Source organism: Citrobacter sp. Cpo037 (assembly GCF_030332945.1).
GTDB lineage: Bacteria > Pseudomonadota > Gammaproteobacteria > Enterobacterales > Enterobacteriaceae > Citrobacter > Citrobacter portucalensis.
The window spans coordinates 55,762-76,942 of the sequence record NZ_JAOWGW010000062.1; the positions used below are offsets into that span (position 1 = coordinate 55,762).

Below are 21,181 nucleotides of genomic sequence, written 5' to 3' on the forward strand. Positions count from 1 at the left end.
TGCGCCAGCCTGCGTTTGTCGCCAGACTATCGCCTCCAAACGGGAGGGATTCATGGCTTTGCATTCCACGCGCTGGCTGGCGCTCGGTTATTTCACCTATTTCTTTAGCTACGGTATCTTTCTGCCTTTCTGGAGCGTCTGGCTCGAAGGGTTAGGGCTGACGCCGGAAACCATCGGTTTACTGCTGGGCGCGGGGCTGATTGCCCGTTTTCTCGGTAGTTTGCTGATTGCGCCGCGTGTGAGCGATCCCTCCCGGCTGATCTCAGCGTTACGTATTCTGGCTCTGTTGACGCTGGTGTTTGCGCTGGCCTTCTGGGCGGGAACCAACGTGGCGTGGCTGATGGTGGTGATGATCGGCTTTAACCTTTTTTTCTCACCGCTGGTACCGCTGACCGACGCGCTGGCCAACACCTGGCAGAAACAAATCACCATGGATTACGGTCGGGTGCGACTATGGGGATCCGTGGCTTTTGTGATCGGCTCCGCGTTAACCGGCAAACTGGTGAGCCTGTTTGACTATCGGGTGATCCTGGTCCTGCTATCGCTTGGCGTCGCCTCGATGCTGCTGGGCATGATGATTCGCCCGAGCGTGCAGCCAGCGGGTGAAAACCGTCAGCAGGAGAGTGCGGGATGGCCCGCCTGGCGCGCGCTGATAACCCAGAGCTGGCGTTTTCTTGCTTGCGTGAGTCTGCTACAGGGGGCGCATGCTGCGTATTATGGTTTCAGCGCCATCTATTGGCAGTCTGCTGGATATTCCGCTTCGGCGGTGGGCTATTTATGGTCACTAGGTGTGGTGGCGGAGGTGATTATTTTCGCGCTTAGTCACAAGCTGTTCCGTCGCTTTAGCGCCCGCGATCTGCTGCTGCTTTCCGCCGTTTGCGGGGTGGCGCGTTGGGGATTGATGGGCTGGAGCACCGAGCTGCCGTGGCTGATCGTGGTGCAAATCCTCCATTGCGGAACCTTTACCGTCTGCCACCTGGCGGCAATGCGTTATATCGCGGCACGCCAGGGGAGCGAAGTTATTCGTTTGCAGGCGGTGTATTCCGCGATAGCGATGGGCGGCAGTATCGCCATCATGACCGTATTCGCGGGCTATCTGTACCAGAATCTGGGCAGCGGCGTGTTCTGGGTGATGGCGCTGGTGGCGCTCCCGGCAATCGTTCTGCGCCCGAAGGTGGTCGCGCAGCCTGCAACGTTATGATTCGAGAATTTTGCGGATCTGCTGCTGCTGATGCGGCGTAAGCGCCAGATCCGCATGAATCAACGGGGGTGAAAATAGCGGTAGTGGCGTGGTGTACGGCGTAATAATCAGCGTTACACCGCGCGGAGCACCCTCTTTTTGAAAGTCCTGCATCGGCATATGTTTTACGTTGAGCGGCAGCAGCGTCAGTTCGCGTAGCTGTTGCTCTATATGCACTTCAAGTTGTTCATTACTACCGGTCAGCAGGATTATCTGCTTTTCGTGTAAATCCTTCTCCTGCATCAGCCAGGCGCCGAAAATAACGGCCACCAGCCCGATCTCTTCTTCGGAAAATTGCACATCGTATTCGGCCTCGAAGCCGTGAATCGCCTCGCGGGTAGTACGAACCAGCCGGGGATAAAGGCGGCTGAACTCCTCCGGCAGCGTGTTATCAATGCCGATGGCAAACACGCTGCGGTTCAGTGCCTGAGCCAGGTGGATATACAACTGGTCATTCAGCCCTTGCTCATCGCTGAAGCGCACATTGCCATACTCGCGAAAACGTAGCACCAGCCGCGCAATAGCAAGACGCAGGCGGCGATCCTGATTGTGATTATCGCGAATCGGGTCGGGGATACGAAGCATTGAGAACAGCAACGCCATAAACAGCGATTCGCCCAGTGGTGCACTCTGCATGACGTGGCGCTGCCAGTGACGGCCAATTTCCTCTGCGAGCGGATATTCCGCGCAGGATTGCGCCCAGCGTTGCTGGAGTGGGTTAAACTCCGGGGTGATCCCCGCGTGGTGCTGTAGCAGGCAATACTGTAAATACAGACGCAGGAACTGGATGTCACGACACTCAAACGGTTTCTGCAAGCGCCGGGAACACAGATTAATGAGCGCATGCAGATTGGTGTCGTCATACAGCGTACGTGCGATCCCCCTTTGTTTAAGTTCTGCTTTTAACGCCGGGGTAAACTGCTGAGCGATAAAGGCAGGGCAAATCCGCAGGCCACGGCGCAGCCACTGCAACAGACACAGACGTTGATTTAGCGGGGTTCCTTCGATCGTATAGCCACCATTCTGCGCGGTGGCTATCGCGAGCCGGTGATAGCGCTGGATTTCGAGTCCTGCGCCAATAATATCTTCCTGAACCGTGGCATCATCGACGCCGTTGAGGCTGCTGAAGGTTTGTGTAGTCGCGATTTGCCCCGGCAGGAAAAGCGTCAGCAGCACCTGGCAACGGCGCTGGGGAGCGGAAAGTACAGATGGTGGGGCAAGCGTTGACATCATCTGTAGGATCTCCCGTGAGTATGTTTGATAAGAATAGCTAAAGTTTGCTCATAGATTTTGAGAATGGAATGCTTTCCACCAGGAATGCTGGAGAGCGTCACAGAATTTTTAACGTGCGGAACAGATAGCGGTAGTGGAACGCAGCGCGTTAATCCGCTTTTTCACTGTTTTATCTTTTGTTTAGATATGCCAGAGATGTACTGCATGTCATGTTAAACATGATGGAGAATATTTTATTCCGCTATGGGGTTCCGTTCACCCCAGCGTTATCACTTCTCTGAATCAGAGATACCCGTGAACGTGCAAAGGAGGCTCACCGCCGCCTCCCTTGCATCCCAGGCTCCCGGCGGGAAAATCGTCGCGATGCGATTCATTCGTCTTATGCCGTCTGCCTGTCGGGTCGGGGACGAGCCTGCGTCCCTGCAGGCCGTCCCCTCTGCCCGCATCCATGCGGGCAGACCCGGTCAGCCGTCAACGACTCATCGATTTTCAGCCGGACCGGGGTCATCGCTTCAACGCTCTGACTTCCAGTGAAACCCGTTTTGCTGTTTAAACAAAAAACGCAGATGGTCAGGTGTGGGCTGGTCCGGCTGAAAATTGCCGACGTGTTTCCGTAAGGCCGGGAGAGCCAGCATGGATGCTGGCTCAGGGCGCGCTTTGCAAGGACGCTACCTCGCGCCCGGCCCGGTAGCCTGGAGGAATAAGCGGAGGGTATTGCGTAGCAACAATTTTCCCGCGGGGAGCCGGGATTGTTAAGGGTACGGCGATAGTACCCTTAACACGTTCACAGGCAGTATCGTTTCAGAGAAGTGAAAAACATAAGGTGAACGTAGCAATATACCGGAGGCAACAGATTCATTACCTCCGAAACAGCTGTCTGGCGTTACTTACCACGGCTCAACGTTAATCCCACATCACCACCTGGATGCACAGACAACAGCGTCTCCTTTGAGTAACCGCTTTCGCTCATCAGGCAGGCGCAGGCGGCGTCAAAGATAGCCAGCACCAGTAAAATAGATGTGGTGGCTAACATGTTCAGCGGGTCGGCCTCACGCTGGACGCCGGTGGAAATCACCAATCTCGACGCTTTAGCAATGGCTGAATCGGCGTTTTCAGTCACGCTCAGAATCGGCACATTTCGCGCATTCAGCCCGGGCAACAGCCGGGTGAGTTCGTCCGAATTCCCCCCACGCGACAGCATAATCACCAGGTCGTTGTCGCGTAAAAAACCGAGATCGCCATGCGCCGCGTCCGTCGCGTTGAGGTAGATCGCCGGGCGTTCCACGCACGCAAGCATATGCGCCACTTTACGCGCCGCAATGCCGGAGGTACCGACGCCAGTGACAACGATTTTGCTCCGGCAACCGCGCAGCTCCGCCATTAGCGACTGCCAGAGCGGTTCAGTCAGATGCTGCCCCAGACCCGCCAGGGCATCGCTATAGAGCTGAAATACGCCGGTAGCCTGAGACCAGGAGTTACTCATGCTTCCTCCTGCATCAACTGGCGATATTTCATATGATCCTGATACATCTCGTGGAATACCCGATATTTGCGATCGTAGTACTGCTTAATGCGATTTGTTTGCGGGGTAACCGTTTTACCAATCCGACTCATCGCCGACATCGCTTCCGGGAAGGTTTCGAATACGCCCGCGGCGATAGTTCCCATCATGGCGCCACCCAGCAGCATGGCCTCGCTCTCTTCAGGCAGCAGCATGGCGCAGCCGGTGGCGTTGGCATGTTCCTGAACGAAGATCGGGTTTTTCGTCCCGCCGCCGCTGGCCATTATCGTATCGATGGTGTAGCCGCTTTGATTCATCGTTTCAATGATATGGCGGGTTCCCAGCGCAATGGCCTGGATGGTCGCAAGGTACTGTAGCGCCATATCTTCCGGCGTACGTGACAGCTTCAGTCCGGTGATTGCGCCCGTGAGCGTTGGGTTAGCGCGCGGCGAGCGGTTGCCGTGGAAATAGGGCAGGATGTGCATGTCGCGGGTTAAAAACGCGATATCTTCCGGCTCACCGGCCATTTTACGCAACAGCGCATTCAGCACTTCGTAAATGGTTTGCCCCTGAGATTTAGCCTGCGCCAGCAGGGTTTCGTAGCAAGGATGCGACTGAATAACGTGGTCGATTAACGCCCCGGTTGCCGACTGCCCACCTTCGTTAAGCCAGTATTCTGGCAGTACGGCTGAGTAGTAAGGACCCCAGACGCCGCCGATAAAACGTGGCTCTTTGGAAATTGCCATGTGTCCGGTAGAGGTGCCGCCAATCAGCGCGATACGACGGTCAAAATCCGCCACCTCGCCGGAAACACCGCTTGCCCCGAGCGTGCCGAGGGTACCGGCGTGGGCATCGATGATCGAGACGCTGACAGCTGTCCCCGGAATCAGCCCCATTTCGCTGGCGGCGCGCGCAGACAGCCCGTGACCGAGCGGTTCGCCCATGGTTTTCACGTAGCGACCAATTTTGGCGGCATCATGCTCCAGCAAATCTTCCAGCCCAATCTGGCGAAAATAGCTGGCATCCCATTTGTCTTCATGGCCCATATAGGTCCATTTACACACCGTCGAACACAATGAGCGCGTGTCATCGCCCGTTGCGCGCCAGGTCAGGAAATCGGGCAGGTCAAAATAGTAGCCCGCATTAGCCCATGTATTGGGCATATGCTGCTTCAGCCACAGCAGTTTTGGCGTCTGCATTTCCGGGGAGATAATGCCGCCAACGTAGTCCAGCACCCGATGATGCAGGGCGTTGATACGCTCGGCCTGAGTAATGGCGCGGTGATCCATCCATACAATGATGTTCTGTTCACTGCGCCCGGACGGGCTGATGGTCAGCGGTTTACCTTCTTTGTCCAGCACCACCAGTGAACAGGTCGCGTCAAAGCCCAGACCTTTCACCTGGATAGGGTTGATATCCGACTGGTTAATCGCATCGCGAACCGCGTTACACACCGCCTGCCAGATGTTATCGGAAGACTGCTCAACAAAATCGGCCTGCGGGCGGTAAATCTCGATGGCCCGACTGGCCTGACCGACCATTCTGCCGTTGAGATCAAACACGCCAGCACGGGCGCTTCCGGTTCCGACATCCACACCAATAAAGTAACTTGCCATAATTTTTTCTCCTGAAATCAGGCTTTACGATTCTGTAATGCGATAAAGAGGATCAGCACCGCGCCCCACAGCGCCATCGTCAGATAGCTGCTGACCCCCAGCAAGTTAAGGCCGCTTTCCAGCATTTGCAGCACAATCAGTGCCAGCACCAGGCCGATAATGCGCCCGAAGCCGCCATCCGGGTTGATACCACCGAGGACGGAGGCAAGGATGGTGACCAGCAGGTAGGATTCACCGTATCCGGCTTTAGCTGAGTTGAATTTCGCCATCATCAAAATGGCGGCGACCCAGCCGAGCAGGGCAGAAATCACGTACACCGAAATTTGTACCCTCACGGTATTCACGCCGCTGTAGCGGGTAGCCTGTTCATTGGAACCAACGAGATACAGGCTGCGCCCAAGCGTGGTGTGTTCCAGCAGTACCCACAGCAGGATTGCTACCAGGAAAAAGAGCAGTAGCGCCACCGGAATACCGGCAATCGTGGCGTTGCCGAGATATTGAATGGCGGTCGGGAAACCGGAAATCACCGTCCCGTTGGAAAGCAGAATATTCAGCCCGGAGATAAGCGTCATCGTGCCGAGCGTGGCGAGAATAGGCGAGACCCCGACCCAGGCAATCAGCGCACCGTTGAGCGTGCCGATAGCCACCGCCACGGCAGCGCCAGCCAGCAGCGCCAGCACCAGAAACAGCGGGTTATCCGGATGGGTGACGATAATCGCCGCCATCACCAGCGAGCAGGCGTTCGCCCCGGCAATAATCGACAGGTTAATACCGCCGGTCAGCATGGTCATGCCCATCCCGAGGGCCAGCATGCCGAGGATTGGTAGCTGTGAGCCAATCGACTGGAAGTTAGCGACGCTAAAGAAACGGCTGCCGAGCAGGGCCGAGAAGACCAGGGCGACGACCACAATAATCACGCATTGCAGACGAATGATGGCATCACCGGGTAAAAATCTGGCGATTGTTTTCATCTCAAAGCTCCCTTGCCAGTTTGCGTTTTTCGTTCCAGGCCGTGGCGCTAATGCTGACCAGGATAATGGCGCCGCTGAACACGGTGTGCCAGTAAGAGGAGACACTGAGCAGCGTCAGGCCATTTTGTAAGAAGGCCAGCAGAACCACGCCGAGCAGGGTTCCGGTCAACGTACCGCGCCCGCCGCTCATGCTGGTTCCGCCGAGTACTACTGCTGCCAGCACCGTCAGCTCAAAGCCGAGCAGCGAATTGGGCGCAACTGACTGGGTGATTTGTGCCTGAACCACGGCGGCAATGCCTGCCAGAATGCCCATGTAGCCATAGACGTAAAAATGCAGCTTCAGCAGATTCAGCCCAAGGCGCGAGGCCGCGTCGCGGTTGCCGCCCATGGCGTAAACCTGACGGCCAAGACGGGTATAGTTCATCAGCACGGCGGTAAAGATGATCACCGCCGCCAGGCACAGCAGGGGCAGGGTCAAACCGTAGTCGTAGCCATCCGCCGCGGTGAACGAGAACCAGTTAATGCCGTTCATAAACCAGTCCGGGAAGCCATACAGCCAGGTGCCTTTGGTGGCGTAAACCAGCAGGCCGTAGTAGACGTTCAGCGTCGCGATGGTAATGATGATTGCCGGGACGCGCAGCCAGTAGACCAGAAAACCGTTGATCAGCCCCAGCAGCAGGCCTACCGCAATGGCAATGATTAACGCCAGCGCGAAGTTGCCGCCGTGACCGATAACCCAACTGGCCATTGCATACTGGGCTATCGCGGTCATCGCCGGAAATGAGATGTCGATCCCGCCGGAAATCAGCACCACAAACAGTCCACAGGCCAGGATGCCGAGAATCGCGTAGCTGGTGGCCACATCCGTCAGGTTCCCTAAAGACAGGAACTCGTCGGTGCTGACGCTCAGCCCAACGGCAAGGGCTACAACCAGCAGGCCCAGCCAGAACTCATGTTGCCCGATTAAACGGGAGAGATGCATCTTATTCATTGATTACCTCGACCACTTCAGCAATCTCCTCTTCACGGCATTGATGAGGATTAAATTCCGCCACCAGCTTGCCGCGACGCATTACCAGCACGCGGTGGCTGTTGTAATACGCTTCCGGGATTTCATCGCAAATCATCAGCACCGCCATACCCTGTTCCGCCAAATCGCGGGCTATCTGGTAAATGCCCTCTTTGTTGGCGATATCCACGCCGACGGTAGGCGAGTCGAGGATCAGGATGCGGGGATTGGTCGCCACCCATTTGGCAATGGCGATACGCTGGGCATTACCGCCGGAAAGGGTTTTGACCGGCAAGTGCGGATCGGACACTTTGATATTCAGTTCGCGGATTAAATTGGCGACCAACTTTTGCGCTTTGCGGTGATCGAGCAGGCCGCTACCGGTGTGCAGTTGATCAAACACCGTGACGATGGTGTTGTCATAGATCGACTGCTCCATGATCAGCCCCTGCGTCAGGCGATCTTCTGAGACATAGCCGATCCCGTGTTGGATGGCGTCATGGTTATTGCGCAGAGTAACCGGCTGACCGTTAATGCGAATCTCGCCGCTTTCCGGATGCGTCATACCAAACAGGCTCAGACAAAGCTCAGTGCGCCCGGCACCCAGCAGACCAACAATGGAGACGATCTCGCCGCCGTGCAGCGACAGATTAATGTTTTGGTATTTGCCTCTGCGGCTCAGATTGCGCAGCTCAAGCAGCGGCTCTTGCTCAATCGCGGGCCTTTCCGGCAACGGGCTGTAGTGGAAGCGTTGTCCGGTCATCAGGAAGGCCAGCTCGTGGCTGTCGAGTTCGCTGGCAGGGTATGTACCCACCAGTTTGCCGTCGCGCATTACGCTGATGCGGTCAGCCACTTCCATCACCTCATCCAGACGATGGCTGACAAACACGACGCAAATTCCGGCCGCTTTCAGTTCATTAACTACTCGCAGCAGGCCATTAACCTCCTGGCGGGTTAGCGAGGCGGTGGGCTCGTCCATAATCACCAGACGCGCGTCGGCGGCTATCGCCCGGCAAATGGCGACCAGCTGTCGATCAGCAATTGAGAGTTTTTCAACTTTTTTATCGGGATCGATATTCACCCCGATACGTTTCATGGCTGCCAGCGCCTGCTGCTTCATGGCACCGCGACGCACCCAGATATCGCCACCAGGCAGATAGCGGTTGACCGCGATATTTTCTGCGACGCTAAAATTGGGGAACAACGACAGGTCCTGATAAATAACCTGAATGCCATAATGGGAAGAGAGCTGCGGCGTCAGATGATGGAACAGTTTTCCGTCGAGTAAAATTTGCGCGCCTTTTTCCGGGTGATAAACCCCGGAGATCACTTTAATAATGGTACTTTTACCACAGCCGTTTTGACCCGCCAGACAGTGAACTTCGCCTTTTCTTAGCGTCAAATTCACGTTATCCAGCGCCAGCACGCCCGGGAATTGTTTGCTGATATTCTCAAGAGTGATAAATGCGGTGGTGTCTGCCATGGACAATACCCCTGCGCGCGTCCGGGGGGACGCTGAGTGTTAGTTTGGTTGATAGCGCCGACCAGACGATCGGCGTTAAGGTTCCCTGGTGTTGGCTAAAGCCTTAGAAACCAAGTGATTGTGCGTTGTCTTTGGTGACTTCGAGGATCTTGTTAAAGCGGATCACTTTCTTCTCCGTGTCGATATCGGCTTTCCCTAAACCATCGATACTCAGATCGGCGTTCACTTCTTTGCCCTGCAACAGCTGATCGGCAACGGTGACCAGCGCGTAGCCCGCGTCTTTTGGATCCCACAGCAGCGCTTTTTTGATATCACCGCGCATCAGGTAAGGTGCTGCCTGCGCTGGCATGGCGATCCCGACAACGGCGATCTTATCTTTGGCGCGTTTTTTCTGCACAGCCTGACCCGCACCAATTGGACCCAGTGAGCCGAAGCCGATAATGCCCTTCATCTGTGGGTAGGTTTTCATCAGATCCAGCGTTGTGGCGTAGGATTTATCGATGCTTTCCGCGACCGGCAGACGTGAAGTGACCTCGAACATTTCCGGATATTTTTCTTTCTGGTACTTAATTGCATAATCCGCCCACGCGTTATGTAGTGGGACCGTCAGCGAACCAACATAGATGGCATACCCGCCTTTGCCGCCCATATTTTTCGCTAACTCATCGACGTTGGCCTGGGCGTATTTTTCACTGTCGATGGTTTCGATATCCCACTGGCCAATTTGCTCATCCGGGGATTCGTGCGTCAGCACCACGATGCCTTTATCGCGCGCTTTTTTCAGTACCGGCTCAAGGACCTTGGCATCATTCGGCACCACGATGATCGCATTAACGTTTTTGGCGATCAGATCCTCAATCACTTTCACCTGCTGCGCCGGGTCCGGCGTTGAAGGCCCGGTCTGGTAAGCATTCACATCCAGTTTTTTTGCTGCTTCATTTACGCCGGTTTCCATCCGGTTAAACCATGGGATCCCGGTGACTTTGGCAACCACAGCAATTTCATATTTTTCCGCCGCAAAGGACGTGCCGGACAACATGCATGCAGAAACCAGGGTTGCACTGAGTAATGCGAGTTTGAATTTCATAGTTGTACCTTTCGTAGGGGGCAGGACATGTCACGGCGTGAAGTTAACAATGAATGGAAGAGGGAATGAATCATAAGTTTGATAAATGTGATATACGCCCATTATTGTGAATTTATGGAAATAAAATAGTTAGCAATTGGTTAAATTTGCATGATTTTACATTCAATTGTTCAAATTTAGTGTTAATTAAATATTAAAATGAAACTATAAATTAACATTTTATTATCATTTGACTTAAGTTATGACGCTGAAAAGGTGTTTGGGCGGAATTTCCTGAAGAAGAAATTATCGGAATTGAGAACTGAATCGATACCGGAAAAGGGTGCTCAATATTTTTTCGTTCAATGGTATCCTCAGCACTCTTTCGCCAAACCCGGCATCATTATTTGTGGCGGTGTGGATTTTCATCGTGGAGAACTCATGCAAGGCGTTAAACGTATCATTATCACGTTGTTTCTCGCTGTCCTGTCCTTTGGCGCAGGCGCGCATCCCCACAGCTTTATCCATCTGAAAACTGAGATAGTGAGCGAGAATGACCAGTTCGTCGCGCTGAAAATGCGCTGGACGATGGATGAAATTACCTCTGCGGATCTGCTTTACGATGCGGGGAATGCCAAACCTGGTGATGAGATCTGGAAGAAACTGGCGGCGGAAGTGATGGCCAACGTTCTCGGGCAGCACTATTTCACCGAAGTGTGGCACGACGGGCAAAAGGTAAAGTTTAAAAACAGACCGACGGAATATGGCATGGAGCGTGAGGAACACCAGGCTGTGCTGACGTTCGTTTTGCCGCTGGCCGAAGCTCAGCCGCTGAGTGGTCAAAAATATACCCTTTCAACCTTCGACCCGACCTACTACGTTGATATGAGCTATGACAAAGATAGCGACGCCAGGCTGGGGCAGGCCATAAGCCAGAAATGCCGGATTTCAGTACATACGCCGACGCCGAATGAACAAACTCTGAGCTTTGCGCAGTCGCTGGATAAAGAAGACGCCCCGCCGGAGGATATGGAGTTGGGTAAACAATTTGCACAGACGGTGACGCTGCAATGTCAGTAGTTTATCAACAACGCGCAGCCAGACGTCGCTGGCTGACGCTATGGCCGCTGGCGGTCTTTTTGCTGCTGGCGGCAGGCGGCATACTGTGGTTATGGCAGGCCTGGCCACAGGTGATGATGAAAAGTGTCGTCTGGCAGCGCGATGTTAACCAACAGATGAGTGGATTGCTGAAAGCGGTTGCCGCCAGGCCGGCCCAGGCCGGGGGATCGCTGTTGTTGTTTAGTTTTCTCTACGGCGTTCTTCATGCGCTGGGGCCGGGACATGGAAAAGTCGTCATTACCACCTGGCTGGCAACGCACCCCTCGAAGCTGAAGTCGAGTATTGGCCTGACGCTAGCCTCATCTTTATTACAGGGGCTGGTCGCTATCGGACTGGTGGTTGTGGTGCTTACCATCTTGCAGTTGCCTGCACGACAGCTACATATGAGTAGTTTCTGGCTGGAGAAAGGGAGTTATGCTCTGGTTGGCGTGTTGGGTGTTTTATTGTGCGTCCGTGCGCTGAAGAAATTGCGCCAGCTGCTGCGCCGCCCAAAATTCACTGCCTTCACGCCGCATCATGTGCATCACGAGGGTTGCGGCTGCGGGCATCAGCATTTGCCCGATCCTGAACAGCTGCAAAGTGGTGATGACTGGCGTGCCCGGTTGATGATCGTGCTGTCTATGGGGATGCGCCCGTGCTCGGGGGCCATTATGGTTTTACTGTTCAGCAAAGTGGTTGGCGTGTTTAGCTGGGGTATGGCGTCGGCGCTGGCGATGGCGGCAGGAACCTCTTTGACGATTACGTCACTGGCTCTGCTGGTACACAGTTTCCGCTCGCTGGCGGTGAAACTTAGCGGGCATAAAGCGCCGGTATTGTGGCGACAGATTGGCTGGACGACGCTGGCATTAGCCGGTGGTGCGGTGCTGATCGCTGCTGCGGTAGTGATGTGGATGAGTGCGGTGCCGGTAGGGCGAGGGATAAGACCGTTTTAGCACTGTTGTAGGATGAATGCCTGATGGCGCTTCGCTTATCAGGCCTACGGGGAACTTCCCTGGTAGGCCGGATAAGGCGCTAGCCGCCATCCGGCATCAACGATTAGCGCTTCAGCGCATCGCTCAGTTCGTCACGCATGTTAGCCAGCATGGCTTTCACTACGCGCGGGTTACCTGCAACGATGTTGCCGGTCGCCATGTAGTTATGACCACCGGTAAAGTCGCAAACCAGTGCGCCAGCTTCACGGGCAATCAGCTCACCTGCGGCGAAATCCCACGGGCGCAGGCCAATTTCGAAATACCCGTCAACTCGGGCTGCGGCAACGTAGGCCAGATCCAGCGCAGCAGAACCGGTGCGGCGGAAGTCCGCGCATTCGGTAAACATGTTGCCAAGAATTTTCATGTAAGAAGCGGCGTGCTGTTTGGCTTTGAACGGGAAACCGGTGGCGATGATGGTGCCATCCAGATCGCGGGCGGTGCTGCCACGCAGACGGTAGCCGTTCAGCTGTGCACCCTGGCCACGGGTTGCGGTGAACAGTTCGTTACGCATTGGATCGTAAACAACGGCGACTTCAGTACGGCCTTTGATGCGTACTGCGATGGATACCGCGAAGTGCGGCAGACGTTTTACGAAGTTGGTGGTGCCATCCAGTGGATCGATAACCCATTGAACATCCAAATCTTCACCAACATGTTCACCGCTTTCTTCGGTGATGATGGTGTGCTGTGGGTAAGATTTGCGAATCGTTTCGATAATAATCGCTTCGGCGGCTTTATCGACGTTAGTCACGAAATCATTGCTGCCTTTCTGGCTGGTTTCTACAGAGTCTGGGGTTTCGTAGTGTTTGGCAATTACATTACCCGCCTTGCGCGCTGCGCGCACGGCGATGGTCAGCATCGGATGCATCGGTCTCTCTCACTGGATGTTAAAGAACGGGAAAACGGCGCAGAGTATAGCAGCGAGTTCGGAATATGTCTTCGTTTTATGATAATATGCCCGAATAATCTTTAGCCGAAGAAATACAATGCTGCAAAATATTCGAATCGTGCTGGTGGAAACCTCTCACACTGGCAACATGGGCTCTGTAGCCCGCGCAATGAAAACCATGGGTTTAACCAATCTGTGGCTGGTAAATCCACTGGTTAAACCGGACTCCCAGGCCATCGCCCTGGCAGCGGGTGCCAGTGATGTGATCGGCAGCGCGCAGATCGTCGATACGCTCGATGAAGCGCTGGCGGGCTGTAGCCTGGTGGTAGGCACCAGTGCTCGTTCCCGCACGCTGCCGTGGCCGATGCTGGATCCGCGTGAATGCGGTTTAAAAAGTGTCTCTGAAGCGACGAGCTCGCCGGTGGCGCTGGTCTTTGGTCGTGAACGTGTTGGTTTGACCAACGAAGAGCTGCAGAAGTGCCATTATCACGTCGCCATTGCCGCGAACCCGGAATACAGTTCGCTCAACCTGGCGATGGCAGTGCAGGTCATCTCTTATGAAGTGCGCATGGCCTGGCTGGCGACGCAGGAAAGCGACAAGACCGTAGATTACGAAGAAGCAGAGTATCCGCTGGTTGATGATTTAGAGCGTTTTTACGGTCATCTGGAGCAAACGCTGCTGTCAACCGGGTTTATCCGTGAAGGGCACCCGGGGCAGGTGATGAATAAGCTGCGCCGTCTGTTTACCCGTGCGCGTCCAGAGAGCCAGGAGTTGAACATCCTGCGCGGGATTTTAGCTTCAATCGAGCAGCAGAATAAAAGCAAGTAACTGTACTAATGCCGGATGCGCTTCGCTTATCCGGTCTACAGGCCGCACGATTCGTAGGCCGGATAAGCGAAGCGCATCCGGCAAGTGAAAATGGCACTGAAGGTTAAATACCTGACTAAATTAGTCAAGTAAATAGTTGACTGATTTAGTCGGGAATGTCAGACTTGCCCCTGCTATGCAATACCCCCATTTTACAATAAAAAACCCCGGGCAGGGGCGAGTTTGAGGCTAAGTAAGACATGAGACTGACATCAAAAGGGCGTTATGCCGTGACCGCAATGTTGGACGTTGCGCTCAACTCCGAAACGGGCCCGGTACCGTTGGCTGATATTTCTGAACGTCAGGGAATTTCCCTGTCATATCTGGAGCAGCTGTTTTCCCGTTTGCGTAAAAACGGTCTGGTTTCCAGCGTACGTGGACCAGGCGGCGGGTATCTGCTGGGTAAAGATGCCGGCAGCATCGCAGTAGGTGAAGTGATTAGCGCTGTTGACGAGTCTGTAGATGCGACCCGTTGCCAGGGCAAAGGCGGTTGTCAGGGCGGCGATAAATGCCTGACCCACGCGCTGTGGCGCGATCTGAGCGATCGTCTGACCGGTTTCCTCAACAACATTACGTTGGGCGAACTGGTAAATAATCAGGAAGTCCTGGATGTGTCTGGTCGCCAGCATACCCATGACGCTCCACGCACTAATCGTGCTCAAGACGCGATCGACGTTAAGTTACGCGCATAATAAAAGTATTTTAGAATCAGGCCGGGGTGCTACACACCCCGTTAACTCGGTCGTACATCCAGCCGGTTGCCTGATTCCTTGCATTGAAGCGATGTACGGAGTTTATAGAGCAATGAAATTACCGATCTATCTCGATTACTCCGCAACCACGCCGGTGGACCCGCGTGTTGCCGAGAAAATGATGCAGTGTCTGACCCTGGACGGAAACTTTGGTAACCCAGCGTCTCGTTCACACCGTTTTGGCTGGCAGGCTGAAGAGGCGGTAGATATCGCCCGTAACCAGATTGCCGACCTCGTGGGCGCTGACCCGCGTGAAATCGTATTTACTTCCGGTGCGACTGAATCCGATAACCTGGCGATTAAAGGTGCAGCCAACTTTTATCAGAAAAAAGGCAAGCACATCATCACCAGCAAAACCGAACACAAAGCCGTGCTGGATACCTGTCGTCAGCTGGAGCGCGAAGGGTTCGAAGTTACCTACCTCGCCCCGCAGCGTAACGGCATTATCGACCTGAAAGAACTTGAAGCGGCAATGCGTGACGACACCATCCTCGTGTCCATCATGCATGTGAACAACGAAATCGGCGTGGTGCAGGATATCGCGACTATCGGCGAAATGTGCCGTGCTCGCGGCATCATCTATCACGTTGATGCGACCCAGAGCGTGGGCAAACTGCCTATCGATCTGAGCCAACTGAAAGTTGACCTGATGTCCTTCTCCGGCCACAAAATCTATGGTCCGAAAGGTATCGGCGCGCTGTACGTTCGTCGTAAACCGCGTATTCGTATTGAAGCGCAGATGCACGGCGGCGGTCACGAGCGCGGTATGCGTTCCGGTACGCTGCCTGTGCACCAGATCGTCGGTATGGGTGAAGCTTACCGTATCGCTAAAGAAGAGATGGAAACCGAGATGGCGCGCCTGCGCAGTCTACGTAACCGTCTGTGGAATGGCGTGAAAGATATGGAAGAGGTGTACCTCAACGGTGACCTCGAGCAGGGCGCACCAAACATTCTCAACGTCAGCTTCAACTTTGTTGAAGGCGAGTCGCTGATTATGGCGCTGAAAGACCTGGCTGTATCCTCCGGTTCTGCATGTACTTCTGCAAGCCTGGAGCCATCCTACGTGCTGCGCGCGCTGGGGATGACCGACGAGCTGGCACACAGCTCAATTCGTTTCTCTTTAGGTCGTTTCACTACCGAAGAAGAGATTGACTACGCCATCAATCTGGTTCGCAACTCCATCGGCCGCCTGCGCGACCTTTCTCCGCTGTGGGAAATGTTCAAACAGGGCGTGGATCTGAACAGCATTGAATGGTCACATCACTAATCGGTACCGATAAGGAGAATTCAGCATGGCTTACAGCGAAAAAGTAATCGATCATTACGAGAATCCACGTAACGTGGGCTCTTTTGACAACAGCGACGAGAACGTGGGCAGCGGCATGGTGGGTGCACCGGCCTGTGGCGACGTGATGAAGTTGCAGATCAAAGTCAACAATGAGGGTATCATTGAAGACGCGCGTTTCAAGACTTACGGCTGCGGTTCCGCTATTGCTTCCAGCTCTCTGGTTACCGAATGGGTAAAAGGGAAATCTCTGGACGAAGCACAGGCGATTAAAAACACCGATATCGCCGACGAGCTTGAACTGCCACCGGTGAAAATTCACTGCTCTATTCTGGCTGAAGACGCGATTAAAGCCGCGATTGCGGATTACAAAAGCAAACGTGAAGCAAAATAATTAAGAGTTGAGGTTTTATTATGTCGATTACCTTAAGCGACAGTGCAGCAGCGCGTGTAAATACCTTCCTGGCAAACCGCGGTAAAGGGTTTGGTCTGCGTCTGGGCGTGAGAACCTCCGGCTGCTCAGGTATGGCCTATGTACTGGAATTTGTTGACGAGCCGGCGGCTGAAGATACCGTGTTTGAAGACAAAGGCGTAAAAGTCGTGATCGACGGTAAGAGCCTGCAATTCCTCGACGGTACGCAGTTAGACTTCGTCAAAGAAGGTCTGAACGAAGGGTTTAAGTTCACTAACCCGAACGTGAAAGACGAATGTGGATGCGGCGAAAGCTTCCACGTGTAACGCGCTTACTGATAACCCCACCGTGGTCGCCTGCGCGTGGGGTTTGTTTTACCTGACTCTCTGGTTTTGCCTCATCGAACAACAGAGAATCGATGCCCTGAGAATGTTATGGACTACTTCACCCTCTTTGGCTTACCGGCCCGTTATCAGCTCGATACTCAGGCGCTGAGCCTACGTTTTCAGGATCTACAACGTCAGTATCATCCTGATAAATTCGCCAGCGGTTCCCAGGCGGAACAACTTGCTGCGGTTTCGCAGTCCGCCACTATCAACCAGGCCTGGCAAACGCTGCGTCATCCTTTGATGCGCGCCGAATACTTATTGTCTTTACACGGTTTTGATATCCGCAGCGAGCAGCACACGGTGCGCGATACCGCGTTCCTGATGGAGCAACTTGAGCTGCGTGAAGAGCTGGACGAGATTGAACAGGCAAAAGACAGTCAACGTTTAGATGCGTTTATGAAACGCGTCAGCGAAATGTATAACGTTCGCCATCAACTGATGGTGGAACAGCTGGATAGCGAGACGTGGGACGCAGCGGCAGATACCGTGCGTAAGCTGCGTTTTCTCGATAAACTGCGAAGCAGTGCAGAACAACTCGAAGAAAAACTGCTCGATTTTTAATTTCCGGAAGCGAAAATGGCCTTATTACAAATTAGTGAGCCTGGTCTGAGCGCCGCGCCGCACCAGCGTCGTCTGGCGGTAGGTATCGATTTAGGCACTACCAACTCCCTGGTTGCGACCGTACGCAGCGGCCAGGCCGAAACGCTGGCAGACCATGAAGGTCGCCACCTGTTGCCGTCAGTGGTTCACTATCAGCAGCAGGGCTACTCTGTCGGTTACGATGCCCGCGCCAATGCAGCGTTGGATACGGCAAACACCGTCAGCTCGGTAAAACGCATGATGGGCCGCTCTCTGGCGGATATCCAGGCGCGTTACCCGCATCTGCCATATACGTTCCAGGCGAGCGAAAACGGTCTACCGATGATTGAAACCGCTGCCGGTTTGCTTAATCCGGTGCGCGTCTCCGCTGATATTCTGAAAGCGCTGGCCGCGCGGGCTACCGAATCGCTGTCCGGCGAACTGGACGGCGTGGTAATCACCGTTCCGGCTTACTTTGACGATGCACAGCGTCAGGGGACCAAAGACGCCGCGCGTCTGGCGGGCCTGCACGTATTGCGTCTGCTGAACGAACCGACCGCAGCGGCGATCGCGTATGGTCTGGACTCCGGTCAGGAAGGCGTGATCGCAGTCTACGATCTTGGCGGCGGTACGTTTGATATTTCTATTCTACGCCTGAGCCGTGGCGTGTTTGAAGTGCTGGCGACCGGCGGTGATTCCGCGCTCGGCGGCGATGATTTTGACCATCTGCTGGCCGATTACATTCGCGAGCAGGCGGGCGTGGCCGATCGCAGCGATAACCGCGTACAGCGTGAACTGCTGGATGCCGCGATTGCAGCGAAAATCGCACTTAGCGACGCTGATTCTGTAACGGTTAACGTGGCTGGATGGCAGGGTGAAATCACCCGTGAAACCTTTAATGAACTCATTTCCGCACTGGTCAAGCGTACGCTGCTGGCCTGCCGTCGCGCGCTGAAAGATGCGGGCGTGGAGCCGCAAGATGTGCTGGAAGTTGTGATGGTTGGCGGTTCAACGCGCGTGCCTCTGGTACGTGAACGCGTCGGTGAATTTTTTGGCCGCACGCCGCTGACCTCTATTGACCCGGACAAAGTGGTCGCTATCGGTGCGGCAATTCAGGCGGATATTCTGGTCGGGAATAAGCCGGACAGCGAAATGCTGCTGCTGGACGTTATCCCGCTGTCCCTGGGACTGGAAACCATGGGCGGTCTGGTGGAGAAAGTGATCCCGCGTAACACCACTATCCCAGTGGCGCGCGCGCAGGACTTTACCACCTTTAAAGATGGCCAGACCGCGATGTCCATTCACGTGATGCAAGGCGAGCGTGAACTGGTGCAGGACTGCCGTTCTCTGGCGCGTTTTGCGCTGCGCGGCATCCCGGCATTGCCAGCAGGCGGCGCGCATATCCGCGTGACCTTCCAGGTGGATGCCGATGGGCTGCTGAGCGTCACCGCCATGGAGAAATCCACCGGCGTTGAGTCCTCAATCCAGGTTAAACCGTCCTACGGTCTGACCGACAGTGAAATCGCCTCCATGATTCAGGATTCGATGAGTTTTGCCGAGCAGGACGTAAAAGCCCGTATGCTGGCAGAACAGAAAGTCGAAGCGGCACGCGTACTGGAAAGTTTATCCGGTGCGCTGAACGCTGATGCCGCGCTGTTAAGCGCCGCAGAACGTCAGGCTATCGACACCGCCGCCGCGCACTTGAGCGAGGTTGCACAGGGTGACGATGTTGACGCGATAGAACAAGCCATTAAAAACGTAGACAAACAAACCCAGGAATTCGCCGCTCGCCGCATGGACAAATCCGTCCGTAGCGCGCTGAAAGGCCATTCCGTGGACGAGGTTTAATATGCCAAAGATTGTTATTTTGCCTCATCAGGATCTCTGTCCCGATGGCGCAGTTCTGGAAGCTGAGACCGGCGAAACCATTCTCGACGTTGCCCTGCGTAACGGGATCGAGATTGAACACGCCTGTGAAAAATCCTGTGCCTGCACTACCTGCCACTGCATCGTGCGTGAAGGTTTTGATTCTTTGCCGGAAAGCACAGAAGAAGAAGACGACATGCTGGATAAAGCCTGGGGACTGGAGCCGGAGAGCCGTTTAAGCTGTCAGGCGCGGGTAACCGAGGACGATTTAGTGGTCGAAATCCCACGTTACACAATCAATCATGCGCGTGAGCATTAACAGAGGGTAGTATGGGACTGAAGTGGACCGATAGCCGCGAAATCGGCGAGGCGCTGTATGACGCTTTCCCCGATCTCGATCCCAAGACCGTTCGTTTCACCGATCTGCACCAGTGGATCTGTGACCTGGAAGAGTTCGATGATGATCCTCAGGCATCGAACGAAAAAATCCTTGAGGCCATTTTGCTGGTCTGGCTGGACGAAGCCGAATAAGTCAACGGGCTGCCCACGGGTGGCCCGTTTTCCTGTATGCGCGAAAATAAGGATAAATAAAATGACAGAAGCCATGAAAATTACGCTTTCCACGCAACCCGCCGATGCCCGCTGGGGTGAAAAGGCGACATACAGCATTAATAATGACGGCATTACCCTGCACCTGAACGGAAAAGATGACCTCGGCCTTATCCAGCGTGCCGCGCGTAAAATCGACGGCCTGGGCATTAAACACGTTCAACTGGATGGTGAAGGCTGGGATACCGAACGTAGCTGGGCGTTCTGGCAGGGCTACAAGGGACCAAAAGGCACCCGCAAAGTTGAATGGGCCGCTCTGGACGAAGCGCAGCGCAAAGAGCTGGATAGCCGTCTGAAGATTATTGACTGGGTGCGCGATACCATTAACGCCCCGGCAGAAGAGCTGGGCCCTGAACAGCTGGCGCAGCGCGCTGTTGATCTGCTGTGCTCCGTCGCGTGCGATAACGTCTCTTACCGCATCACCAAAGGTGAAGATCTGCGCGAGCAGAACTACATGGGTCTGCATACCGTGGGTCGCGGCTCTGAACGTCCGCCGGTGCTGCTGGCGCTGGACTACAACCCAACAGGCGACAAAGAAGCCCCGGTTTATGCCTGCCTGGTTGGTAAGGGAATTACTTTTGATTCCGGTGGTTACAGCATCAAGCAAAGCGCATTTATGGACTCAATGAAGTCCGACATGGGCGGTGCGGCAACGGTCACCGGCGCGTTGGCATTTGCCATCACCCGTGGTCTGAACAAGCGCGTGAAGCTGTATCTGTGTTGCGCGGATAACCTGATTAGCGGCAACGCCTTTAAGCTCGGCGATATCATTCACTATCGCAACGGTAAAAAAGTTGAAGTGATGAATACCGATGCCGAAGGACGTCTGGTGCTGGCCGATGGCCTGATCGATGCCAGCGCGCAGAAACCGGAGCTGATTATTGATGCTGCCACGCTGACCGGCGCGGCGAAAACCGCGCTGGGCAATGATTACCACGCGCTGTTTAGCTTTGATGATCAGCTGGCTGCTCGCCTGCTGGCAAGTGCGGCGCAAGAAAACGAACCGTTCTGGCGTCTGCCGCTGGCAGAGTTCCACCGTAGTCAGTTGCCGTCTAACTTTGCCGAACTGAATAACACCGGCAGCGCGGCTTACCCGGCTGGTGCAAGCACCGCGGCGGGCTTCCTGTCCCATTTCGTGGAAAACTACCAGCAGGGCTGGCTGCATATCGACTGCTCCGCAACCTATCGCAAAGCGCCGGTTGAGCAGTGGTCTGCGGGCGCAACCGGTCTGGGTGTGCGCACGATTGCGAATCTGCTGACCGCATAATTTATTACTGTATTGCCGGATGGCGCTACGCTTATCCGGCCTACATGTATTCATCC

Annotated in this window: 21 protein-coding genes; 13 read left to right on the forward strand and 8 right to left on the reverse strand. The window is 54.8% G+C overall.

The annotated features are described in order from the left end of the window. The first annotated feature begins 52 nt into the window (after nt 1–52). Nucleotides 53–1,201, forward strand: coding sequence for a 3-phenylpropionate MFS transporter (locus OGX94_RS12085; protein WP_125112739.1), 1,149 nt, complete (start codon nt 53–55; stop codon nt 1,199–1,201). Here the strand turns inward: OGX94_RS12085 and csiE are convergent. The 7 genes from csiE to OGX94_RS12120 all read right to left on the reverse strand — a co-directional run bounded on the left by csiE (nt 1,196) and on the right by OGX94_RS12120 (nt 10,140). Next, nucleotides 1,196–2,473 (reverse strand): stationary phase inducible protein CsiE, encoded by a 1,278-nt coding sequence (csiE, locus tag OGX94_RS12090; protein WP_193134327.1) that lies wholly within the window; start codon nt 2,471–2,473, stop codon nt 1,196–1,198. The two genes, OGX94_RS12085 and csiE, sit on opposite strands and share 6 nt — an antisense overlap. Before the next feature lie 883 nt (nt 2,474–3,356). Further along, nucleotides 3,357–3,956: a KpsF/GutQ family sugar-phosphate isomerase gene (locus tag OGX94_RS12095; protein ID WP_125112738.1), complete on the reverse strand. Its 600-nt coding sequence runs from the start codon at nt 3,954–3,956 to the stop codon at nt 3,357–3,359. Then, complete coding sequence (locus tag OGX94_RS12100; protein ID WP_003835250.1) at nt 3,953–5,590, reverse strand: FGGY-family carbohydrate kinase; 1,638 nt, start codon at nt 5,588–5,590, stop codon at nt 3,953–3,955. The genes OGX94_RS12095 and OGX94_RS12100 overlap by 4 nt, the downstream gene beginning before the upstream one ends. 17 nt (nt 5,591–5,607) lie before the next feature. Beyond that, nucleotides 5,608–6,561: an ABC transporter permease gene (locus OGX94_RS12105; protein WP_003037658.1), complete on the reverse strand. Its 954-nt coding sequence runs from the start codon at nt 6,559–6,561 to the stop codon at nt 5,608–5,610. A 1-nt stretch (nt 6,562) separates the two neighbouring features. Then, complete coding sequence (locus OGX94_RS12110; RefSeq protein WP_003835246.1) at nt 6,563–7,552, reverse strand: ABC transporter permease; 990 nt, start codon at nt 7,550–7,552, stop codon at nt 6,563–6,565. Continuing rightward, entirely contained in the window at nt 7,545–9,053 is a 1,509-nt protein-coding gene (locus OGX94_RS12115; RefSeq protein WP_286569321.1) for a sugar ABC transporter ATP-binding protein, read from the reverse strand. Before OGX94_RS12115 ends, OGX94_RS12110 begins: the two co-directional genes overlap by 8 nt. A gap of 103 nt (nt 9,054–9,156) precedes the next feature. After that, the gene (locus tag OGX94_RS12120; protein WP_003037665.1) at nt 9,157–10,140 is read right to left on the reverse strand and encodes an autoinducer 2 ABC transporter substrate-binding protein; all 984 of its coding nucleotides are present in this window, start codon (nt 10,138–10,140) and stop codon (nt 9,157–9,159) included. A gap of 420 nt (nt 10,141–10,560) precedes the next feature. On the opposite strand from OGX94_RS12120, the gene OGX94_RS12125 reads away from it, so the two are divergent. Together OGX94_RS12125 and OGX94_RS12130 are read left to right on the forward strand one after the other, a co-directional pair. Beyond that, a complete protein-coding gene (locus tag OGX94_RS12125) occupies nt 10,561–11,199 on the forward strand; it encodes a DUF1007 family protein (protein ID WP_079939500.1) in 639 nt (212 codons plus the stop codon). Next, the gene (locus OGX94_RS12130) at nt 11,190–12,170 is read left to right on the forward strand and encodes a nickel/cobalt transporter (RefSeq protein WP_149607866.1); all 981 of its coding nucleotides are present in this window, start codon (nt 11,190–11,192) and stop codon (nt 12,168–12,170) included. Before OGX94_RS12125 ends, OGX94_RS12130 begins: the two co-directional genes overlap by 10 nt. A 103-nt stretch (nt 12,171–12,273) precedes the next feature. Here the strand turns inward: OGX94_RS12130 and suhB are convergent, their stop codons facing one another. Then, nucleotides 12,274–13,077, reverse strand: coding sequence for an inositol-1-monophosphatase (suhB, locus tag OGX94_RS12135; protein ID WP_003835237.1), 804 nt, complete (start codon nt 13,075–13,077; stop codon nt 12,274–12,276). A 118-nt stretch (nt 13,078–13,195) separates the two neighbouring features. Here suhB and trmJ point away from each other — a divergent pair, with 118 nt between their 5' ends. The 10 genes from trmJ (at nt 13,196) to pepB (ending at nt 21,125) form a co-directional block, all read left to right on the forward strand. Further along, on the forward strand, nt 13,196–13,927 hold the full coding sequence (trmJ, locus tag OGX94_RS12140) for a tRNA (cytosine(32)/uridine(32)-2'-O)-methyltransferase TrmJ (protein ID WP_063941714.1): 732 nt from the start codon (nt 13,196–13,198) through the stop codon (nt 13,925–13,927). Nucleotides 13,928–14,166: 239 nt separating this feature from the next. Beyond that, nucleotides 14,167–14,658, forward strand: a complete 492-nt coding sequence (iscR, locus tag OGX94_RS12145) for a Fe-S cluster assembly transcriptional regulator IscR (protein ID WP_003037674.1) — start codon at nt 14,167–14,169, stop codon at nt 14,656–14,658. Between the two features lie 112 nt (nt 14,659–14,770). Beyond that, nucleotides 14,771–15,985, forward strand: a complete 1,215-nt coding sequence (gene iscS / locus OGX94_RS12150; protein ID WP_003835233.1) for a cysteine desulfurase — start codon at nt 14,771–14,773, stop codon at nt 15,983–15,985. A gap of 25 nt (nt 15,986–16,010) precedes the next feature. Further along, the gene (iscU, locus tag OGX94_RS12155; protein ID WP_002913991.1) at nt 16,011–16,397 is read left to right on the forward strand and encodes a Fe-S cluster assembly scaffold IscU; all 387 of its coding nucleotides are present in this window, start codon (nt 16,011–16,013) and stop codon (nt 16,395–16,397) included. A 20-nt stretch (nt 16,398–16,417) separates the two neighbouring features. Next, nucleotides 16,418–16,741: an iron-sulfur cluster assembly protein IscA gene (gene iscA, locus OGX94_RS12160; protein ID WP_003835203.1), complete on the forward strand. Its 324-nt coding sequence runs from the start codon at nt 16,418–16,420 to the stop codon at nt 16,739–16,741. A gap of 108 nt (nt 16,742–16,849) precedes the next feature. Next, the gene (gene hscB / locus OGX94_RS12165) at nt 16,850–17,365 is read left to right on the forward strand and encodes a co-chaperone HscB (RefSeq protein ID WP_003835201.1); all 516 of its coding nucleotides are present in this window, start codon (nt 16,850–16,852) and stop codon (nt 17,363–17,365) included. 15 nt (nt 17,366–17,380) lie between these two features. Then, entirely contained in the window at nt 17,381–19,231 is a 1,851-nt protein-coding gene (hscA, locus tag OGX94_RS12170) for a Fe-S protein assembly chaperone HscA (protein ID WP_003838439.1), read from the forward strand. A gap of 1 nt (nt 19,232) precedes the next feature. After that, nucleotides 19,233–19,568 (forward strand): ISC system 2Fe-2S type ferredoxin, encoded by a 336-nt coding sequence (gene fdx, locus OGX94_RS12175; RefSeq protein ID WP_003037690.1) that lies wholly within the window; start codon nt 19,233–19,235, stop codon nt 19,566–19,568. Between the two features lie 11 nt (nt 19,569–19,579). Beyond that, nucleotides 19,580–19,780 (forward strand): Fe-S cluster assembly protein IscX, encoded by a 201-nt coding sequence (gene iscX / locus OGX94_RS12180; RefSeq protein WP_003037694.1) that lies wholly within the window; start codon nt 19,580–19,582, stop codon nt 19,778–19,780. A gap of 61 nt (nt 19,781–19,841) precedes the next feature. Further along, nucleotides 19,842–21,125, forward strand: a complete 1,284-nt coding sequence (pepB, locus tag OGX94_RS12185) for an aminopeptidase PepB (RefSeq protein WP_008785461.1) — start codon at nt 19,842–19,844, stop codon at nt 21,123–21,125. Nucleotides 21,126–21,181: the final 56 nt, after the last annotated feature.

Excerpts from the sequence above, each read along its gene's own strand:
- OGX94_RS12100 (WP_003835250.1), bottom strand. The coding sequence starts at position 5,590 with ATGGCAAGTTACTTTATTGGTGTGGATGTCGGAACCGGAAGCGCCCGT.
- OGX94_RS12120 (WP_003037665.1), bottom strand. The coding sequence starts at position 10,140 with ATGAAATTCAAACTCGCATTACTCAGTGCAACCCTGGTTTCTGCATGC.
- OGX94_RS12125 (WP_079939500.1), top strand. The coding sequence starts at position 10,561 with ATGCAAGGCGTTAAACGTATCATTATCACGTTGTTTCTCGCTGTCCTG.
- suhB (WP_003835237.1), bottom strand. The coding sequence starts at position 13,077 with ATGCATCCGATGCTGACCATCGCCGTGCGCGCAGCGCGCAAGGCGGGT.
- iscU (WP_002913991.1), top strand. The coding sequence starts at position 16,011 with ATGGCTTACAGCGAAAAAGTAATCGATCATTACGAGAATCCACGTAAC.
- pepB (WP_008785461.1), top strand. The coding sequence starts at position 19,842 with ATGACAGAAGCCATGAAAATTACGCTTTCCACGCAACCCGCCGATGCC.
- OGX94_RS12085 (WP_125112739.1), top strand. The coding sequence starts at position 53 with ATGGCTTTGCATTCCACGCGCTGGCTGGCGCTCGGTTATTTCACCTAT.
- OGX94_RS12110 (WP_003835246.1), bottom strand. The coding sequence starts at position 7,552 with ATGAATAAGATGCATCTCTCCCGTTTAATCGGGCAACATGAGTTCTGG.
- hscB (WP_003835201.1), top strand. The coding sequence starts at position 16,850 with ATGGACTACTTCACCCTCTTTGGCTTACCGGCCCGTTATCAGCTCGAT.
- hscA (WP_003838439.1), top strand. The coding sequence starts at position 17,381 with ATGGCCTTATTACAAATTAGTGAGCCTGGTCTGAGCGCCGCGCCGCAC.
- OGX94_RS12095 (WP_125112738.1), bottom strand. The coding sequence starts at position 3,956 with ATGAGTAACTCCTGGTCTCAGGCTACCGGCGTATTTCAGCTCTATAGC.
- OGX94_RS12115 (WP_286569321.1), bottom strand. The coding sequence starts at position 9,053 with ATGGCAGACACCACCGCATTTATCACTCTTGAGAATATCAGCAAACAA.
- csiE (WP_193134327.1), bottom strand. The coding sequence starts at position 2,473 with ATGATGTCAACGCTTGCCCCACCATCTGTACTTTCCGCTCCCCAGCGC.
- trmJ (WP_063941714.1), top strand. The coding sequence starts at position 13,196 with ATGCTGCAAAATATTCGAATCGTGCTGGTGGAAACCTCTCACACTGGC.
- OGX94_RS12105 (WP_003037658.1), bottom strand. The coding sequence starts at position 6,561 with ATGAAAACAATCGCCAGATTTTTACCCGGTGATGCCATCATTCGTCTG.
- iscS (WP_003835233.1), top strand. The coding sequence starts at position 14,771 with ATGAAATTACCGATCTATCTCGATTACTCCGCAACCACGCCGGTGGAC.
- iscX (WP_003037694.1), top strand. The coding sequence starts at position 19,580 with ATGGGACTGAAGTGGACCGATAGCCGCGAAATCGGCGAGGCGCTGTAT.
- iscA (WP_003835203.1), top strand. The coding sequence starts at position 16,418 with ATGTCGATTACCTTAAGCGACAGTGCAGCAGCGCGTGTAAATACCTTC.
- fdx (WP_003037690.1), top strand. The coding sequence starts at position 19,233 with ATGCCAAAGATTGTTATTTTGCCTCATCAGGATCTCTGTCCCGATGGC.
- iscR (WP_003037674.1), top strand. The coding sequence starts at position 14,167 with ATGAGACTGACATCAAAAGGGCGTTATGCCGTGACCGCAATGTTGGAC.
- OGX94_RS12130 (WP_149607866.1), top strand. The coding sequence starts at position 11,190 with ATGTCAGTAGTTTATCAACAACGCGCAGCCAGACGTCGCTGGCTGACG.